Below are 17,604 nucleotides of genomic sequence, written 5' to 3' on the forward strand. Positions count from 1 at the left end.
CCCTCCCCGACGCACGTCAGGACACCGCAGTAAGGACCCGCACGCCAGGAGGATTCGCAATGGCCGCAAACCCTCTGTTCGACTACCTACCCGCCACCAGCCCATCACCGCTCGAGGCGGGCGGTGACCCGGAGAAGGGCACCAAGGCCCGCATCAACATCTCCGTTGACCATGGCGACCAGAACATCTACGCCGACAGGATCGCGATCTCGGTGCCGGTCAACCCGCAGAGCGGCACCGCGTACTTCACCGAGAATCCGCGCATCGCGGTGAACGACGACAGATGGAAGCCGGTGTCGCTGGCGGCGAACACCGAGCAGGAGCTCACCGAGCATCATCAGCTCACCTTCCATAACGCCAACCCCAACGATCCGGTCACCTACCCCCTGGCCTTCAGCATCAGCGGCCTGATCGCCACCGCCACCGGTGACCCGCTCCTCGTGCAGATCGTCGAATCCTCCAACACGCAACCGCAGAAATTCACCCGCAAGAATCCGCGGACCCTGACCCTGCCCGTCATCGAGCCCATCTTCTACCTGCGCAACTTTCTGGCCCGCAGCACGGACAGGCCGACCGTCCCCAGGACGAGGATCGACGCCGGCGAGTCCCTCCAGCTCTCCTGGGAGAGCAACGGCTCCTACTTCTGGCTGTACGACGGCAGCAACGCGGCCCCCGTGTTCGAGGGAACCGGCACCTCGTGGTCCGCCCCGTCGGGCACGATCCTGCGCGACACCACCTTCATCGTGAAGGCGTCCGCCGTCGACGGCGGACAGCAGGCCGCGGAAGGCTTCGAATCGGTCGAGCAGTACGCCAACCTCACCATCGCCGTCAACAACCCCACCCTGACCGGACTGACCGTCTCCGGCCCGGTCACCGCCACGTCCACCCTGACCGTCTCCGGCTCGGTCACCGCCGAGTCCACGCTCGACGTGTACCGGTCGCTGTCCGCCCACAACGACGCGACGGTCCAGGAGGAGCTGACGGTCTCGGGTAATCTCACCGCCCGGTCCCGGCTCGACGTGAACGGGCTGCTGAGCGCCAACGACGACCTGACGGTCGGGAGCAAGCTGAGCACACAGGGCATCAACGGCGCGCGGTTCGGGGAGGACATCGACGTCGGCGACAAGATCAGCACCTACGGTCACAACGGACTGAAGGTGCTGCACGACCTTTCGGTCGATGGCGGCGCCGAATTCGTCGGTAGCGGAAAAATCGTGCGTATCCGTGAGCTGCGGGGGCCCTACGGCGAGGATCTGACCATCAACAGCACCGTCCGGGTGCTGGAACAGTGCGGGTTCACCATCGCCGGCAGCACGGTCCTGCGCGACGGGGACCACATCGGCCTGCAGAACAGGCAGAAGGACGGCTGGCTCTACGCGGCCGCCTACAACCACGACGGCGACCGCGGCTATATCTTCAGGTGGAATCCCGGTAACCGGGTGGGTGGGGACAGCTGGCGGGTGACCCGCGACTGACCGGGCGTTTCGTCTCCCGCCCTGTTCGGAACCGGTCCGGATCAGAACTGGCCGGATCAGAACTGGGTGCCGCCGTCGATGTTGATGACCGCGCCGGTCAGGTACCCCGCGCGGGGCGACAGGAGGAAGGCGAACAGGTCGCAGACCTCACCCGGTGTGCCCGGCCGGCGCAGGGCGACGTCCATGCGCCACTCGTCGACCATGACCTGCTCCAGGAGGCCGGCCGGCGGGACGCCGCGCTCCCGGGCGAGCGCCCCGCGCAGGGCCGCGAGCGACCCGGTCTCGATGGCACCGGGGCAGACGCAGTTCGCCCGCACCCCCGAGCCGCCGTACGCCCTGGCGACGGTCTTGGTGAGCGCGGCCACCCCGCTCTTCAGCGTGACGTACGGCAGCCGGTCGGGATGATAGGCGCGCATTCCGTACGCCGCCGTGGTGACCACCGTGCCCCCGCCGCCGGCGACCAGGTGCGGGACGGCCGCCCTGACGGTGCGGACCGTCCCCATCAGCACGTCGTCGACGGCGTCCGCCCACACCGCGTCCGAGGCAGCGTCGAGGCTGGCGTGCGCTGCGGTCGACGTGCCGGTGGTCACCGCGACACCGGCCAGCTCGCCGAGCGTCCCGACCACCTCGCTCACGATCCGTTCCGCCTCACCGGGGCGGCTGACGTCGCCGACGACCGCCGTCGCGTTCCGCCGGCCCAGCCGCTCCACGGCCGCCCGCGCCCGGTCGGGGTCCCGCCCCACGAGTGCCACGCGCGCGCCGTCGGCGACCAGCACCTGCGCGGCGGCGAGACCCATGCCCGCCGTCCCGCCGACGACGAGGAAACCACGATCACGTATACCGAGGTCCATCTCAACCCTCTCCGTTGCGGGCGGGGGCCGAGGCCGCCGCCGGTGGAGGAACGACTGGTCGCTTTCCCGTTCTGCGCCCGGACCCGGCGTCAGGCCACGCGGGGCATCCCGAGGATGCGTTCGGCGATGAGGTTGCGCTGGATCTGCGAGGTGCCGGCCGCGATCGTGTACTGCAACGACCAGAGGTAGGCCCGGGCGATCTCGGTGCCGTCGAGGCCGTGGCCCCGCACGCCGCCCGTCGCCGCGCGGCCGAGAACGCGCACCGCGAGCTCGCTCAGCTCCTGGCTGAGCTCGCTGAACCGCAGCTTGACGGCGGAGCCGGTGGGTGCGGGCAGTCCGGTGGCCTCGGCCTCGGTGATGTCGCGCTGGGTCATCCGCCACAGCCCGTCGACGTGTGCATCCAGGCGGCCGACATGCCCGCGCAGCGCCGGGTCGTCCCAGGCGGTGCCGCCGCCCGGCGCGGGCACCAGCCGGGCCGCCCTGACCAGGTCCCGCAGCTGGGAGCGCAGGGTGATGATGTGCTGGGCGAAGGCGGTGCCACGCTCGAAGCGCAGGGTCACGTTCGTGACCCGCCAGCCGTCGTTCTCCGCGCCGACGAGGTTGGCGACGGGCACCCGGACGTCGGTGAGGAACACCTCGCAGAAGTGGCTCTCGCCGTCGATGGTGCGCATCGGGCGGACCTCGACGCCGGGGGAGTGCATGTCGAGGATGAGCCAGCTGATGCCGCGGTGTTTGCGGGCGTCGGGGTCGGTGCGGACCAGCAGCTCGCCGTAGTCGGCGACGTGCGCCCGGGTACTCCAGATCTTCTGGCCGTTGACGATGTACTCGTCGCCCTCGCGCACCGCGCTGGTGCGCAGGGAGGCGAGGTCGGAGCCGGCCTGTGGCTCGGAGAAGCCCTGGCACCAGACGTGTTCGCCGCGCAGGATGCGCGGCAGGTGGTAGGCCCGCTGCTCGTCGGTGCCCTCGGCGATCAGCGTGGGGCCGGCGTGCATCATCCCGACGAAGTTGACGCTGATGTAGGGGGCGCCTGCGCGGGCGTATTCCTCCAGGTAGACGAGCTGCTGGGTGACGGGCAGGCCGCGGCCGCCGAACTGGCTGGGCCAGTGCAGGCCGGCGTATCCCGCGTCGTACAGCCTGCGCTGCCAGGCGGTGTCGTAGGCGCGTCGCGCCGGCCAGTCCCCGGGGGGTGGGGGCGGGCCGTGCGCGGGCACCTCCGCCTGGAGCCAGGCGCGGAGCTCGGCGCGGAACGCCTCGTCCTGCTCGCTGTAGGTCAGGTCCATACCGCGCTCCTCCGGTTGTTCGTGGGCCGCTGGCTGTTCGTGCGTCTCCGGCTGTTCGTGCGTCTCCGGCTGTTCGGGGGCGCCGGCCCCTCGGCCGGTTGAGGGCTGAGGGCTGAGGGCTGCGGGGTGCGGGGTGCGGGGTGCTCAGGGCTGCTGGGTGAACAGCTCGCGCACGGCGGCCAGGTCGACCTTGCCCGAGGGCGTCCGGGGAAGAGCCTCGACGACTCGCAGCTGGGCCGGCAGCTCGTAGCGGGCCAGGACGCCTGCCGCCGCCGCCAGGAGGGCCTCGGCGGTCACCGTGACCCCGGGGCGCGGCTCGACGGCCGCCACCGGAACGGCACCGAGGCGGGTATCGGGACGGCCGACGACGGCGGCGCCGCGTACCCGCGGGTCGCGTTCCAGGGCGACGCGCACCTCGTCGGGCAGGATCTTGAACCCCCCGCGGATGATCGCCTGGTCGGCGCGGCCGAGGATCCACAGGAAGCCGTCGGCGTCGATCCGGGCGAGGTCGGTGGTCCGGGTCCAGCCGCTGTCGGCACCGAGCTGCGCCGCCCGGACCTCCAGCAGCCCCGGTTCGTCCGGTCCGCGGGGTGCGCCGGTGTCGGGGTCGACCACGCGCAGCGCGCAGCCGGCGTGGGCGCGCCCGACACTGCCGCGCTTCGCCGCCCAGTACCGCTCGTGGTCGGCGAGGTTCCAGCCGGCGACGCCGCCGCCGAACTCGGTCGCCGCGTACGAGGTCAGCACCGGCACCCCGAACCTCGCCTGGAAGGCGTCGGCGTCCTCGGGCGACAGCGGCGCGGTACCAGAGATCACCGACCGCACGCCGGACAGGTCGGTGGGATCGAGGTCGGCGTCGAGGACCATCCGCAACGCGGCCGGGACCAGGCTGACGGTGGAGGGTCGATGCCGGCGCACGGCGTCCGCCCACTCCTCGACGCGGAAGCGTTCGAGCAGGCAGAAGGAGCGGCCGTCGTTGACGCACTGCAGGATCCGGAACAGCCCGCCCAGGTGCACCAGCGGCGCGTTCACGACGACCACGCCACGGCGCAGCCGAAGGCCGGCGTCGGGACTGCGTTCGTAGTGCTTGGCCCCGGCGAGCACCCGCCGGAAGGTCTCGTAGGTCAGCGGAACCCGCTTGGGCGGGCCGGTCGTCCCGCTGGTCAGCATCTCGACCGCCACCTCGGGACGCAGCCCGTCAGGGTCTTGGTCGTCCTCGCCCGCTCCGGCGACACGCGCCGGCGCCTCACCGCTGACCGTCAGCGCGCCGAGAGTGTCGCTGGCGAACCAGCGGATCCGCGGGGCGAAGGCCTGGAGATCCTCGAGGGAGCCGGCGACGGTCGTGACGGTGAGCGAGCCGAGGTCGGCCCGGACCCGCTCGACTCCTCGTCCGGGGTTGACGGCGACCACGCAGGCGCCGGCCCGGAGCAGACCGAGGAGCAGGCCGAGCTGCGGTGGCCGGTTGCGCAGCAGCAGGGCGACGCGCTCGCCCGGCCGCACGTGCGGCGCGACCGCGTCGGCCGACGCGGCCAGCTCGCCCCAGGTGTGCCAGTGGCGCTCGAACTCGACGGCGGGCGCCGACGGGTCGAGAGCGAGCACCCTCCCGATACGCTCGCTGAGCGCGGGAAGCTCGGCCATTCCAGAGAATGTCACCGGCACTTCCAATCCGGCTGGCGTTTCTCCATGAAGGCGCGGGGGCCCTCCTTGGCGTCCTCGGTGCGGACCACCCGCTCCCGGAACGTCTCGGCCATGACCTCGGCCTCGTACAGGGGGAGGTCGCGGCCCCGGCGGATGGCGAGCCGGGTGCCGCGCACGGCCAGCGGCGCGTTGCGGTTGACGGTGCGCGCGATCTCCCGGGCCCGCTCGAGCAGCCGGTCGTGCTCGACGACCTCGGAGACCAGCCCCAGGTCGTAGGCGCGCTGCGCGCTCATCCGCTCGTGCCGGCCCATCAGCGCCATCCGCATGGCGATGTTGGTCGGCAGGGCGCGGGCCAGCCGTACCACCTCCCGGCCGGAGACCAGGCCGATGCTGACATGGGGGTCGAAGAACTCGGCCCGGTCGGAGGCGATGACGATGTCGCCGGTGGTGACGAGGTCGAGCCCGGCGCCGCAGCACAGGCCGTTCACGGCGGTGAGGATCGGCTTGGTCATCGTCCGGAACGGCGGCGTGCCCTCCTGGGGCGCCTCCCACTGCGGGAACGTCGACAGGTAGGGCTCGTCGTAGACGACCCGCCCGTCGTCGGGGATCTCGGTGACGTCGGCGCCGGCGCAGAACGCCCGGCCGTTCCCGGTGACGAGCAGGATCCAGACCTCGTCGTCGGCCTCGGCGTCGGCGTACGCCTGCCGCAGCTCCTTGACCATCGCCGGGCTCAGCGCGTTGAGCGCCTCGGGCCGGTCGAAGGTGATCGTGGCCACCCGTTCCTCGACCTGGTACTGGATCGTGTCGAATCCCATGCGAACAGCCTTTCGCTCTACCGGCGGGCGGACCGGGTCGGTGTCTGCGCCCCGGTCACGGGGCGGTGACTTCGTCCCCGACCGCGGCACCGAGCCGGGCGGCGTGCCAGGACGCGGTGCCGAATCCGTTCTCGAGGACCCAGGCCCGCTTCAGGAAGTAGTGCGGGAGCATGTCCCAGGTGAAGCCCATGCCGCCGAGGACCTGCACGGCCGCGCGGCCGTTGGCGATGCCCGCCTCGCCGGCGAGCAGCTTCGCCGTGTTCGCGGCGCGGTCCGGGTCACCGGCGCGCGGGTCGGCCGCGATCGCGGCGGCGGCGTAGGTCGCCGTCCGCGCCAGCTCCACCCGCACGTACATGTCGGCGAGCAGGTGCTTGACGGCCTGGAACGAGCCGATGGGAACTCCGAACTGCACCCGCTCGAGCGCGTAGCCGCGGGCGGTCTCGAGCGCGCCCTGGGCGACGCCGACCAGCAGCGCGGCGCTGAGGATCTCTCCCGACCGCCGCAGGCGCCGCGCGTCCGCCGCTGTGCCGACCACCTGGCCCGCGGGGATGTGGGGGAACACGGCGACGGGCGTCAGCGGGTCGAGTGGCGTGCCGCCCACGGGCGGTGGCAGGCCGGCGCGCGGGCACACCTCCACCCGGTCGTCGCGCAGCAACAGGAGCACGTCGCACTCGTCGGCGTGCTCGACGACCAGCGAGCCGTTCGTCCCGTCGGCCGGCTCGGCGTTCGCCAGGTCGGTGCCGGTCAGCTCGACGCCGGCGACCCGGACCCTTCCGTCGGCGGCGCCGGGGACGAACGGCGCGGCGAGGGTCGACCACAGCACCGGCCCGCCGGCGAGATGCTCGCCGAACTGCTCGAACGCGATGGCGGCCTCGATGATGCCGATCCCGGAACCGGCCTCGTCGACGAGGACGCCCAGCACACCGAGCTCGGCGAGAGCCGCCCACAGTCCAGGGTCGGTGGGCTTGCCGTCGCGGGCCGTGATGTCGGCGAGACCGAACCGGTCCGCGCAGAACGCCCGGACGGCATCGCGCATCGCCAGCTGGTCCTCGTCGAGGCGGAACTGCATGGGACGTCATCACCTACCGTCAGTCGCTTGAAAGACATCCTGGTACTACAGCGGGTCGCCGGTGGGGGCCGGCCGGGGGAGGCCGAGGAGCTCGAACATGTTGGTCGACATGACCCGTTCGATGTCGGCCGGGGCGAGACCCGTGAGCTGTCCGGTGAAGGAGAGGGGCTCGGCGAGGCCTTCGGGGTGGGGGTAGTCGAAGCCGAAGCAGACGCGGTCGGAGCCCATGAGGGAGATGAGGCCCTCGAGGGAGTCCTCCCAGAACGGGTTGATCCAGATGTTGCGGCGCAGGAGTTCGAGGGGGTGGGTGGGGAACTCCCCGGGCATTTTCTTCCGGGCGAGCTCGAGATTGCGGGCGAGGACGCCGACCCAGCTGCCGCCGTTCTCGACGCTGATGAGCCGTACGCGGGGGAAGCGGTCGAGCATGCCGTGGCAGATGGCGGAGGCGAGGGTGTCCTGGATGGTGCGGCCGCCGTCGGCGACGTGGGCGAACGTCCTGGGGCGGAAGGCGACGTATTCTCCGCTGCTGCCCTCCCAGGTGTTGAGGTACTCCTGGTAGCCGCTGTCGGAGGCGTGCAGGGCGACGAGGACGCCGGCCTCCTGGACGCGGGCCCAGAAGGGGTCGAACTCGGGGAGGAACGGGGAACGCGGGCCGCGTAGGCCGGCTACGGGGGCTGGGCGCACGAGGATGGCACGGGCGCCACGTCGCAGGACCCGGTCGAGTTCGGCGATGCCCGCGTCGACGTCGCAGGGCGAGACGATCGGCGTGGTGAGGATGCGGTCGGCGTAGTTGTAGGTCCAGTCGTCGTGGAGCCAGTCGTTGAAGGCGCGGATGGCGACCTGAGTCAGCGTCGGGTCGTCGCGCAGGCGTTCCTCGACGAGGCTGGCGAGGGTCGGGAACAGCAGGCAGGCGTGCACGCCCTGTTCGTCGAGCACCTCCAGGCGGGCCTTCGGCTCCCGGAAGGCGGGGATGCTGCGCATCGGCGTCCCGGTGAGCTCCCGCAGCGACTTCCCCTCCGGGTTGTCGCCTGAGTAGAAGGCCATGTGGGCGCCGGGGCGGGCGACAACCTCGAAGGTCGGGTTCGGGATGAACTCGGTGAGGAGGTTGCGGACGACCAGCTTCTTCCGGCCGTTCAGCTCGACGAAGCGGAACAGGTCTCTGTGTCGCGCCGGCAGGTGCCGGGTGAACGCGTCCTCCGTCTTGTAGAGGTGGTGATCGGCGTCGAACACCGGGAAGTCGAGGGTCGTGGCCATGATCTCAGCCGGTCACTCTCTGTGGGGGCCGATGGCAGCATGTGCTGGGCAAAATATCTAGATGTTGAAAGTAAGGGCGGGTAGTCGGGCGACGCAACCCCGGACGCCTCGCGCCAGGGAACTTCGCCGGTCGTCTGGCGGCTCCGCGCGGAGTGCTGGCGGCTCCGCGCGAAGCGGCAGCGCTGCTGGTTTCGTCGCGACTGCCCGCTTAACATATATATATCTTGGGTCCGGGCGGGTGTGGACCTGGGACGGCCAGGGCCACCGGTCCGGCCCGGAACTGTGCGAGGAGAGCGATCGTGAGCGAGAGCTTCATCGAGTACGAGGCGGCCGAGCGGATCGCGACGATCACGCTCAACCGGCCGCAGGCGGCGAACGCGCAGACGCTCGAGCTGCTCGACGAACTCGACGGGGCCTGGCGGCGGGCGGCCGCGGACCCGGACGTCCGAGTGATCATCTTGCAGGCCAACGGCAGGCACTTCTCCGCCGGGCACGACATCAAGGGCGTCGGTGCCAGCGGCGACGTCGGCGGGACCGGGGACGGGAATGAGAACGGCCAGCAGCCGAGCTGGACACTTGCCGGGATCTACGAGATCGAGGCGAAACGGTTCCTCGAGTACTCACTGCGCTGGCGCAACGTGCCGAAGCCGTCGATCGCCGCGGTGCAGGGCGTGTGCATCTCGGGTGGCCTGCTGCTGTGCTGGCCGTGCGATCTGATCCTCGCGGCGGACAACGCGACCTTCTCGGACCCGGTGGTCAACATGGGTATCGGCGGGGTGGAGTACCACGGCCACACCTGGGAGTTGGGTGCCCGCAAGGCCAAGGAACTGCTGTTCACCGGCCGGAAGATGGACGCCTACGAGGCCGAGCGGGTCGGGATGGTCAACCGGGTGGTGCCGCTCGACGAGCTGCGCCCGGCAACCCGGGAGCTGGCCGAGCAGATCGCCCAGATGCACCCGTTCGCGCTGCGACAGGCGAAGCGGGCGGTCAACCAGACCCTCGACGTGCAGGGCTTCTACGCGGCCGTCCAGTCCGTGTTCGACATCCACCAGACCGGTCACGGCCATGCGCTCAGCGAGTCCGGGCTGCCGTTTCTCCTGCTCCTGGACGGTATGAAGGCCCGGATCGGCAAGTAGTCGATCATCGTCCGCGGTCCTGGAACATTTCTTGAACGAGGACGAAGCGTCGTGGCTGGTGGAGACGGGCGGACGGCGAGCTGTTCGTCGCCCCCTTCGTCGTCGCCGCCACCGGCATCCTCTCGGCGCCGCTCGACCCCGGTATCCCGGGGCTCGACACCTTCGGCGGCACCGTGCTGTTCAGCAACCGGTATCCGCGGGAGGGCTTCGACTTCACCGGGAAGCGGGTGGCCGTCGTCGGCACCGGCTCGACCGGTGTGCAGGCCATCCCGGTGGTCGCTGAGCAGGCCGCCCACCTGTACGTGTTCCAGCGGTCGGCCGCCTACACGCTGCCCTCGCCCGCGCGCGCCTACGAGCCGGGTGAGTTCGAGGGCCTCAGGGCCCGGTACGACGAGATCCGGGCGGCGCAGCGGGCGGCGCACGTGGGGGCCGCCCGGACCAGCGCGTTCTCGGTGCTGGTCGACATGGCGGGCTTCCCGGCCCTGCGGACGGCGTCGCGCGAGGAGCAGCCGCGCGCCGTCGAGGAACGCGGCGTCCTCGGCGCGCTCTACCGGAGCGACGTCCTCGTGGACTCCGAGGCCGGCCGGCTGGCGACGGCGCTGTACGGCGAGGCGGTCGCGCGCATCGTGCGGGACCCGCGGACCGCGGAGTCGCTGGTGCCGACGTACCCGTTCGGCTGCAAGCGGCCGATCATCGACGTGGGCTACTACGAGACGTTCAACCGCGACAACGTCACGCTGGTCGACCTCCGCGCCGGCCCGGTCCAGGAGATCACCTCCTCCGGCATCCGCACCGGGCAGGGCTCCTACGACGTCGACGTCATCTTGTTCGCGACCGGTTTCGACGCGCTCACCGGCGCGCTGTCGCGTATCGACGTCCGCGGCCGGGGCGGTGCGCTGCTGCGCGAGCTCTGGAGGGACGAGGGCCCCGTCTCCTACCTCGGCCTGCAGGTGGCCGGGTTCCCGAACCTGTTCATGATCCAGGGGCCGGGCAGCCCGTCGGCCGCCTCGAACTTTCTCGCAGCCATGGAACACCATGCCGAATGGATCGCCGACTGCGTCGCGCACCTGCGTGACGGCGGCGGCCGCACGATCGAGGCGCTGCCCTCGGCGCAGGCCGAGTGGATCGACGAGGTCCTCTCGTTCGTCACCGGCAGCGTGCTGGTCCACCCGGACTGCAACTCCTGGTGGAACGGCGCCAACGTGCCTGGCAAGAAGCGCATGTACAACCACGTACGTGGGCGGTCTTCCGAGTACCGGCGGCGCTGTGACGAGATCGCGGCCGGCGGCGGCACCGGCGTCAGGTACACCGGCTTCAAGCTCTCCTAGGGGGATCCGGTGCCCTTCGTCGAGCTCGGCGACGTCCGGCTGTTCTACACCGACGAGGGGAGCGGCGACCGACCGCTGCTGCTCGTCCACGGCTACACCGCCGACTCCCACGACTGGAGCTGGCAGCTCCCGCACCTCGTCGCCGACCACCGGGTGATCGCGGTCGACCTGCGCGGCCACGGCTGGTCCAGCGCGCCGGCCGGGGGCTACACGACGGCGCAGTTCGCCGCCGACCTGGCCGGGCTGCTCGACCACCTGGAGATCGAACGGGTCGTCGGGGTCGGGCACTCGATGGGAGGCAGCGTGGTCAGCGCCCTGGCCGTCGAGTACCCGGACCGGGTCGCCGCCGTCGTCGCCGTCGATCCCGCCTACCTGCTCCCGGACGAGACGGCCGGCGCGATCGGGCCGATGCTCGACCTGCTCGTCGACACCGACCCGGTGCCGTTCGTCCAGCAGCTGGTGGGCGGCATGGACTTGCCGGCGCGGCTGCCGGCCCTGCGGACCTGGCAGGTGCGCCGGATCGCCGGGATGGCCGGCCACGTGCTGCGGCAGTCGCTGGAGGCGCAGGCGACCGGGATGGCCCTGCACTCGCGCAGCGAGCCGTATCTGCGCCGGCGGCGCTGCCCGGTGCTGACCTTCTACGCCGACCCGGCGCGGGCCGCGGTCGAGCGGGCCGTCTTCACCGACCCCCGATCACGCGTGGTGACCTGGGAGGGTGCCGGCCACTGGCTGCACCAGGAACGCCCGGCCGAGTTCAACACGCTTGTCACCGGCTGGCTCGCGTCGATCGCCTAAGAGTACGTAGCGGACCATGCCCTGACCTACTTCGGGGCGAAGCGCTGGCCGCCGTCGAGGCGGATGGTGGAGCCGTTGAGCATGGGATTCTCGATGATGCCCAGGGCGAGGCGCGCGTACTCCTCGGGCCGCCCCATCCGCTTGGGGAACGCGGCGTCCTTGGTGAGGACCTTCTCGTACTCCTCCGGGATGCCCCGGGTCAGGCCGGTCTGGAACAGACTCGGTGCGATGGCGTTCACCCGGATCCCGAGAGAACCGAGCTCACGGGCCATCGTCAGGCTCATCGCGGCCACCCCGCCCTTCGCCGCGGTGTAGGCGATCTGTCCGATCTGCCCCTCGAACGCGGCGATCGACGCGGTGTTGATGATCACGCCTCGTTCGCCGTCGGCGTTCGGCGCGTTGCGGCTCATGTGCCACGCGGCGAGGCGGGCCACGTTGAACGTGCCCGTCAGGTTGAGATCGATGATGCCCTGGAACGTCTCTATCGACAGCGGGCCGTCCTTGCTCAGCGTGCGCCCGGGAGTCGCCCCGCCGGCGGTGTTCACGACGACGTCGATCCCCTCCAGCGCGGCCACCGCAGTCTCGATGACGCCTTCCATCCCCGCGAAGTCGGTGACGTCACAGGCGTGGAAACTGCCCTTGAGACCTTCGGCCACCGCCGCGCCGTCGCTGCTGTCCCGGTCCAGGATCGCCACCCGCCCACCGCGAGTCGCGATCAGCTCGGCCGTCGCCCTGGCCATCCCGGACGCGCCGCCCACGACGACCGCCCGCAACCCCTTCAGTTCCACGCTGTCCCTCTCCTGCGCGTCGGGAATGATCCGACCGCAGCCTAACCTAAATCTCTATATATATGCCACGGGTCGGCGGTCGCAGTCACACGCCCGAGGTTCTCGCCCGCCGGTACACCCTCTCGTTGATCGGACGCGCGAGGTTATGCTATATCTCTATATATTTTGAGGGTTGCGAGCTACCATCGCCGCGATACACCGACAAGGCGGAGTGGCGGGACACATGACGTCGACCTACTCGACCATCCGGTACGAGACGGGGCCTGACCGGGTCGCGACGATCACTCTGGACCGGCCCGAGGCGCTGAACGCCTTCGACCGGCGGATGTGCGGGGAGATCCGCGACGTCTGGCAACGGGTGAAACTGAACCCGGAGGTGCATGCGGTGGTGCTGCGGGCGGCCGGGGACCGGGCGTTCTGCGCCGGGCTGGACGTGAAGAAGCCGTTCGGCCAGCCCGAGGACGTGTGGAACCACGAGGACCCGGGCGAGCTGCTCAGCCCGAAGTGGCAGAAGTGCTGGAAGCCCGTGGTGTGCGCGGTTCAGGGCATCTGCACCGCTGGTGCGTTCTACTTCCTGAACGAGGCCGATGTGGTGATCTGCTCGTCGGACGCCACGTTCTTCGACTCGCATGTCACCTACGGTCGGGTGTGCGCGGTGGAACCGATCGGGCTGATGCGGAAGATCGGGCTGGGGGAGACGCTGCGGATCGCGTTGTCGGGCAACGACGAGCGGGTCTCGGCCCAGACCGCGCTGCGCATCGGCCTGGTGACCGAGGTCGTGGACCGCGCGCGGCTCTGGGAGCGTGCCCACGAGATCGCGGCGGGGATCGCGCGCAAGCCGTCGGCCGCCACGCAGGGAACCGTGCGCGCCATCTGGGAGTCGCTGGACCGGCCGTACCGCGCGGCGATGGAGCAGTCGCTGATCTACACCCGGCTCGGCAACCCGATCGGGATGGCCGAGGCGGAGGCGGATGCCAAGGAGTCGCCCGCGGGTGGCACGGGCGGGACGGGCGGGACGCCGGACGGGAACCCGACGGCCGGGCGGCCGTGGAGGTTGCGGTGACCGACCTGACCCCGGCCCCGGCCCCGCCCTCGCCCTGGACGTTCGGCGTTGAGCCGCTCCCGGAGACCGTCGAGGCGGCGGAGCGGTTACGGCAGGTCATCGGTCTACTGCTCGCGCTCGAGTATCCCGACCCGGCGGTGGACGCCCTGCTCGCCGCCCTCGACGTGGCGCAGCGGCTGCTGGGCCGGCGCGTCCCGGCCGACCCGGCGCCCCGCGTCGGCCCGGCGGCGGACGGCGACGGCCGCGTCTACCTGGACCACTCCCGCCACATCGGCGCGTTCAATCCCTGCTTCCCCGGTTACGAGATCGCCGTCGACGGCGACCGTGCCGAGGGCACGGTCAACTTCCCGATCGCCTACGAGGGCCCGCCGGGCCTGGTCCACGGCGGTTTCCTCGCGCTGTTCTTCGACGCGGTGATCCAGCACCACAACTGCGACCTCGGCCTGGCCGGGAAGACGGCGGGGCTCGCGCTGCGCTACCGGCGGCCCGTCCCGCTGCGCACCGATCTGCGCTTCGTGCTGGCCCGGTCGGCCGACGGGCCGCGGATCAGGACCACCGGCCGGCTGCTGGCCGGTGACCCCGCCGGTGACCCCGCTGGTGACGTCGTGCTGTGCGAGGCGGAGCTGGACGCGGTCAAGGGCGACCGGGCCCGGCTGCCGGACGTCTCACCGCGGAGGGCGCAGTCATGATCGCCACGACCGTCGACGCCGGGGACGGGACGCCGCTGACCGTCCCGGCGCTGCTGCGCCGGCAGGCCGACCGGTACGGCCCGCGGGTCCTGCTCGCCTGCGACGAGGACGTGCTCACCTACGCCGACGCCGACCGGCGGTCAAGGGCGCTCGCCCGCGGCCTGCTGGCGGTGGGTGCCGGCCGCGGCACGCACATCGGGCTCCTGTACCCGAACGGGAGCGAGTTCGTCGTCGGCTGGCTCGCCGTCGCGCGGATCGGCGCGGTGAGCGTGCCGCTGAGCACCTTCTCCACCGGCGCCGAGCTGCGGACCCTGCTGCGCAACGCCGACGTCGGGGTGCTGCTGAGCGCGCGTTCCCACCGCTCCCACGACTACGTCGCGGCGCTGCGGGACGCCGTCCCCGAGTTCGGTGAGGCCGCGGCACCACCCCTGCTCGCCCCGTCCATGCCGGTGCTTCGGCACGTCTTCGTCGGCTCGACGGCGGATGCCGAGCCCGGGATGGCAACCGACGGCGGGGGCGGTGCCGGTCCCGCCTGGGAGGTGCACGCCCTGCTGACCCGGGGCACCGAGGTGGGCGAGGACGTCGCCCGCGCGGCCGAGGACGCGGTGCACGCGAGTGACCGGCTCGTGATCGTGCATACGTCGGGGTCGACGAGTGTGCCGAAGGGTGTGATCCACACCCATGGCGCGCTGATCCGCCACCTCGCGAACCTGAACGAGATCCGCCGCTACACCGCCGACGACGTGCTGTTCTCGAACTCGCCGTTCTTCTGGATCGGGGGGTTCGCCTACGCGCTGCTCGGCACGCTGCTCGCCGGCGGCCGGCTGGTGTGCTCCAACGCGCCGAGCGCCGCCGGTGTGCTCGACGTGCTCGAGCGCGAGCGCCCGACGATGGTCAACGGCTACGCGCAGTCGGTGGCGCGCCTGCCCGCCGACCCGACGTTCGCCCGCCGTGACCTCTCCTCGATCCGGCGCGGGAACCTGTACGCGCTCATGCCGAGCGACGTCCGGCCGGCCGACCCGCAGCTGCGCCACCAGATGCTCGGCATGACCGAGACCGGCAGTGTGTGCCTGGTCAGCGAGGACGAGGGCGACCAGCCCGAACACCGGCGCGGCTCGTTCGGACGTCCGGCGCCGGGTTTCGAGGCCCGGATCGTCGATCCCGAGGACGGGCGGGTGCTCGGCGCGGGCGAGGTGGGGGAGCTGTGGCTGCGGGGCCCGTTCCTGATGGAGGGCTACTACGGGCGGGAACGCCACGAGGCGTTCGACGCCGACGGCTGGTACCACTCCGGTGACCTGTTCGTCGTCGACGACGAGGGGTTCTTCTACTTCAAGGGCCGGGGTGGCGACGTCATCAAGACGGCCGGCGCCAACGTCTCGCCGCTCGAGGTCGAGGCCGCCATCCGGGACGTCGCCGCGCTGACCGCGCACGTCGTCGGCCTGCCGGACGCGGCCCGCGGCGAGATCGTCGCCGCGGCGGTCCGGGTGCCCCCCGGGCGGACCGTCGACCCCGACGGGCTGCGCCGCCGGCTGACCGAACGCCTCTCCGCGTACAAGGTCCCCCGGCGCATCGTGCCGATCGCCGACGACGAGGTGCCGACGATGTCCAGCGGCAAGATCGACATGACCGCGCTCAAGGAGCTGCTCCGTGCCGCCGGATGACTCCCTGCCCGACCCCGCGCTGTCTGAAGAGGCGGTGCTGCCCGAAGCGACGCCTGAGGAGGCGGTGCTGCCCCATGCGCCGGTGCTGCCGGGCCAGCTGACCATCCCGGCGCTGCTCGCGACCCGGCGGCGCCTCGACGGCGCGGTCCAGGCGTTCGTCAGCGACGACGAGGAGATCACCTTCGCCGAGCTCGACGACGCGAGCCGGACCCTGGCCGGGCGGCTGGTCGGCGCCGGCGTCACCAAAGGCAGCAGGGTCGGGCTGGTGATGCCGAACGGCATCGGGTGGGCGACCGCCGCGCTGGCGGTGATGCGCGTCGGTGCCGTGCTCGTCCCGCTGAGCACCCTGCTGCGGCCGCCGGAGCTGCTCGCCCAGCTTCGCGCCGCCGCCGTCACCCAGCTGGTCGTGGTGCCGCGGCTGCGCGGCCGCGACCACCTCGACGAACTGGCGTCGGCGGCGCCCGGGCTGACCGAGCATGCCCGGCGCGGCCGCCCGCACCCGGATCTCCCGTCACTGCGCCGGATCTGGACCTCGGACGAGTGGACCTCGGACGAGCTGCCCGCCGGCGCCGCACCGGCGCCGCTCGTCGAGGCGCTCGTCGAGGCGCTCGGCCGGGCCGTCCGCCCGGCCGACGACCTGGCCGTGCTGTTCACCTCGGGCAGCCGCGACACCCCGAAGGGGGTGCTCCACACCCATGGCAACGGGCTGCGGGCCGTCGCGTCCAGCCTGGACAGCCGCCGCATCGGGCGGGGCGAACGGCTCTACATCCCGATGCCGTTCTTCTGGACCGGTGGGTTCGGCGGCGGACTGCTCTCGGCGCTCGTCGCCGGCGCCACCCTGCTCACCGAGGCCGTGCCGGAACCGGCCCGCACGCTGCGGTTCCTGGAGCGCGAACGGGTGACGCTGTTCCGCGGCTGGCCCGACCAGGCAGCACGGCTCGCCGCGCATCCGGCGTTCGCCACCACCGACCTGTCGACGCTGCGGCCCGCGAGCCTCGGCGCGGTGCTGCCACCGGCGGCGCGGCCGGGGCCGGGCGCCCGGGCGAACCTGTTCGGGATGACCGAGACCTTCGGGCCGTACTGCGGTTCCCGGCTCGACACCGACCTGCCCGCCGGCAAGCACGGCAGCTGTGGCCGGCCGTTCACCGGTGTCGAGGTGCGGATCGCCGACCCGGAGACCGGAACCGTCCTCCCGCCCGGTACCGAGGGCGAGATCCGGCTGCGTGGGCCGAACGTCATGCGCGGCATCGCCGGCCGGCACCGCGCGGACGTGTTCGACGCCGACGGGTTCTACCCCACCGCGGACCGCGGCCTGCTCGACACCGACGGCTACCTCTGGTATAGAGGCCGCCTCGACGACATGTTCAAGGTCCGGGGCGCGACGGTCTACCCGATGGAGGTCGAGGCGGCGCTGCGTGCGCTGCCCGGCGTCACCGACGCCTACGTCACCGACGTCACTGCCGCCCAAGTCACGGACGTCTCCACCGGACCGGGAGCCGCGGGCGCCGCCGGGGCCGTGGGGGCGCGGGAGGTCGCGGCGGTGGTCGTCGCCAGCTCACTCGACGACCCGGACGAGCTGGCCGAGCAGGCCCGGGCCAACCTGAGCAGCTTCAAGATCCCGACCCGCTGGCTGATCGTCCGCGCCCCCCACCGGGTGCCGCGGCTGGCCAGCGGAAAGGTCGACATCGACGCGCTCCGCCGCCTCCTCGTCGAGGAGGGCACCGCGGGTTCCCGGAAGGTGAGGTCAAGGTGAAGGCCATCGACT

Annotated in this window: 14 protein-coding genes and 1 pseudogene; 8 read left to right on the forward strand and 7 right to left on the reverse strand. The window is 71.8% G+C overall.

The annotated features are described in order from the left end of the window. Positions 1-59 precede the first annotated feature (59 nt). The gene (locus E0504_RS41625; RefSeq protein ID WP_131627109.1) at positions 60-1,475 is read left to right on the forward strand and encodes a hypothetical protein; all 1,416 of its coding nucleotides are present in this window, start codon (positions 60-62) and stop codon (positions 1,473-1,475) included. A 56-nt stretch (positions 1,476-1,531) separates the two neighbouring features. Here E0504_RS41625 and E0504_RS41630 read toward each other — a convergent pair whose 3' ends face one another. From E0504_RS41630 to E0504_RS41655, 6 genes are all read right to left on the reverse strand, one after another. Further along, positions 1,532-2,326 carry an SDR family NAD(P)-dependent oxidoreductase gene (locus tag E0504_RS41630; RefSeq protein WP_131627111.1) on the reverse strand — a complete coding sequence of 265 codons (795 nt, stop codon included), beginning with the start codon at positions 2,324-2,326 and terminating at the stop codon, positions 1,532-1,534. Between the two features lie 89 nt (positions 2,327-2,415). Continuing rightward, a complete protein-coding gene (locus E0504_RS41635; RefSeq protein WP_112107694.1) occupies positions 2,416-3,606 on the reverse strand; it encodes an acyl-CoA dehydrogenase family protein in 1,191 nt (396 codons plus the stop codon). Between the two features lie 144 nt (positions 3,607-3,750). Further along, on the reverse strand, positions 3,751-5,241 hold the full coding sequence (locus E0504_RS41640) for a class I adenylate-forming enzyme family protein (protein ID WP_131627158.1): 1,491 nt from the start codon (positions 5,239-5,241) through the stop codon (positions 3,751-3,753). A gap of 11 nt (positions 5,242-5,252) precedes the next feature. Continuing rightward, entirely contained in the window at positions 5,253-6,056 is an 804-nt protein-coding gene (locus tag E0504_RS41645; protein ID WP_112107692.1) for an enoyl-CoA hydratase/isomerase family protein, read from the reverse strand. Positions 6,057-6,111: 55 nt separating this feature from the next. Then, complete coding sequence (locus E0504_RS41650; protein WP_131627113.1) at positions 6,112-7,125, reverse strand: acyl-CoA dehydrogenase family protein; 1,014 nt, start codon at positions 7,123-7,125, stop codon at positions 6,112-6,114. A gap of 45 nt (positions 7,126-7,170) precedes the next feature. Beyond that, on the reverse strand, positions 7,171-8,379 hold the full coding sequence (locus tag E0504_RS41655) for an amidohydrolase family protein (protein ID WP_131627115.1): 1,209 nt from the start codon (positions 8,377-8,379) through the stop codon (positions 7,171-7,173). A gap of 299 nt (positions 8,380-8,678) precedes the next feature. On the opposite strand from E0504_RS41655, the gene E0504_RS41660 reads away from it, so the two are divergent. The 3 genes and pseudogenes from E0504_RS41660 to E0504_RS41670 all read left to right on the forward strand — a co-directional run bounded on the left by E0504_RS41660 (position 8,679) and on the right by E0504_RS41670 (position 11,638). Then, on the forward strand, positions 8,679-9,515 hold the full coding sequence (locus tag E0504_RS41660) for an enoyl-CoA hydratase (protein WP_131627117.1): 837 nt from the start codon (positions 8,679-8,681) through the stop codon (positions 9,513-9,515). A 34-nt stretch (positions 9,516-9,549) separates the two neighbouring features. Next, positions 9,550-10,843 (forward strand): annotated as a pseudogene (locus E0504_RS41665) (flavin-containing monooxygenase); the annotation flags it as partial. A gap of 9 nt (positions 10,844-10,852) precedes the next feature. Further along, positions 10,853-11,638 (forward strand): alpha/beta fold hydrolase, encoded by a 786-nt coding sequence (locus tag E0504_RS41670; RefSeq protein WP_112105476.1) that lies wholly within the window; start codon positions 10,853-10,855, stop codon positions 11,636-11,638. 26 nt (positions 11,639-11,664) lie between these two features. On the opposite strand, the gene E0504_RS41675 is transcribed toward E0504_RS41670, so the two are convergent. Then, positions 11,665-12,426: an SDR family NAD(P)-dependent oxidoreductase gene (locus E0504_RS41675; RefSeq protein ID WP_112105475.1), complete on the reverse strand. Its 762-nt coding sequence runs from the start codon at positions 12,424-12,426 to the stop codon at positions 11,665-11,667. A gap of 223 nt (positions 12,427-12,649) precedes the next feature. Here E0504_RS41675 and E0504_RS41680 point away from each other — a divergent pair, with 223 nt between their 5' ends. Genes E0504_RS41680 through E0504_RS41695 form a run of 4 tightly spaced genes read left to right on the forward strand, consistent with a single transcriptional unit; the run spans position 12,650 to position 17,592 of the window. Then, a complete protein-coding gene (locus tag E0504_RS41680; RefSeq protein WP_071065687.1) occupies positions 12,650-13,489 on the forward strand; it encodes an enoyl-CoA hydratase/isomerase family protein in 840 nt (279 codons plus the stop codon). Further along, positions 13,486-14,178: a hypothetical protein gene (locus tag E0504_RS41685; protein WP_112105495.1), complete on the forward strand. Its 693-nt coding sequence runs from the start codon at positions 13,486-13,488 to the stop codon at positions 14,176-14,178. The genes E0504_RS41680 and E0504_RS41685 overlap by 4 nt, the downstream gene beginning before the upstream one ends. Continuing rightward, complete coding sequence (locus E0504_RS41690; RefSeq protein WP_131627119.1) at positions 14,175-15,839, forward strand: class I adenylate-forming enzyme family protein; 1,665 nt, start codon at positions 14,175-14,177, stop codon at positions 15,837-15,839. Before E0504_RS41685 ends, E0504_RS41690 begins: the two co-directional genes overlap by 4 nt. Next, complete coding sequence (locus E0504_RS41695; RefSeq protein ID WP_235013799.1) at positions 15,826-17,592, forward strand: class I adenylate-forming enzyme family protein; 1,767 nt, start codon at positions 15,826-15,828, stop codon at positions 17,590-17,592. Before E0504_RS41690 ends, E0504_RS41695 begins: the two co-directional genes overlap by 14 nt. The last annotated feature ends 12 nt before the right edge of the window (positions 17,593-17,604 follow it).

Source organism: Parafrankia sp. BMG5.11 (assembly GCF_004337455.1).

What these genes read in the sequence shown, in the direction of transcription:
- E0504_RS41625 (WP_131627109.1), top strand. Translation starts at nt 60, where the DNA reads ATGGCCGCAAACCCTCTGTTCGACTACCTACCCGCCACCAGCCCATCA.
- E0504_RS41630 (WP_131627111.1), bottom strand. Translation starts at nt 2,326, where the DNA reads ATGGACCTCGGTATACGTGATCGTGGTTTCCTCGTCGTCGGCGGGACG.
- E0504_RS41635 (WP_112107694.1), bottom strand. Translation starts at nt 3,606, where the DNA reads ATGGACCTGACCTACAGCGAGCAGGACGAGGCGTTCCGCGCCGAGCTC.
- E0504_RS41640 (WP_131627158.1), bottom strand. Translation starts at nt 5,241, where the DNA reads ATGGCCGAGCTTCCCGCGCTCAGCGAGCGTATCGGGAGGGTGCTCGCT.
- E0504_RS41645 (WP_112107692.1), bottom strand. Translation starts at nt 6,056, where the DNA reads ATGGGATTCGACACGATCCAGTACCAGGTCGAGGAACGGGTGGCCACG.
- E0504_RS41650 (WP_131627113.1), bottom strand. Translation starts at nt 7,125, where the DNA reads ATGCAGTTCCGCCTCGACGAGGACCAGCTGGCGATGCGCGATGCCGTC.
- E0504_RS41655 (WP_131627115.1), bottom strand. Translation starts at nt 8,379, where the DNA reads ATGGCCACGACCCTCGACTTCCCGGTGTTCGACGCCGATCACCACCTC.
- E0504_RS41680 (WP_071065687.1), top strand. Translation starts at nt 12,650, where the DNA reads ATGACGTCGACCTACTCGACCATCCGGTACGAGACGGGGCCTGACCGG.
- E0504_RS41690 (WP_131627119.1), top strand. Translation starts at nt 14,175, where the DNA reads ATGATCGCCACGACCGTCGACGCCGGGGACGGGACGCCGCTGACCGTC.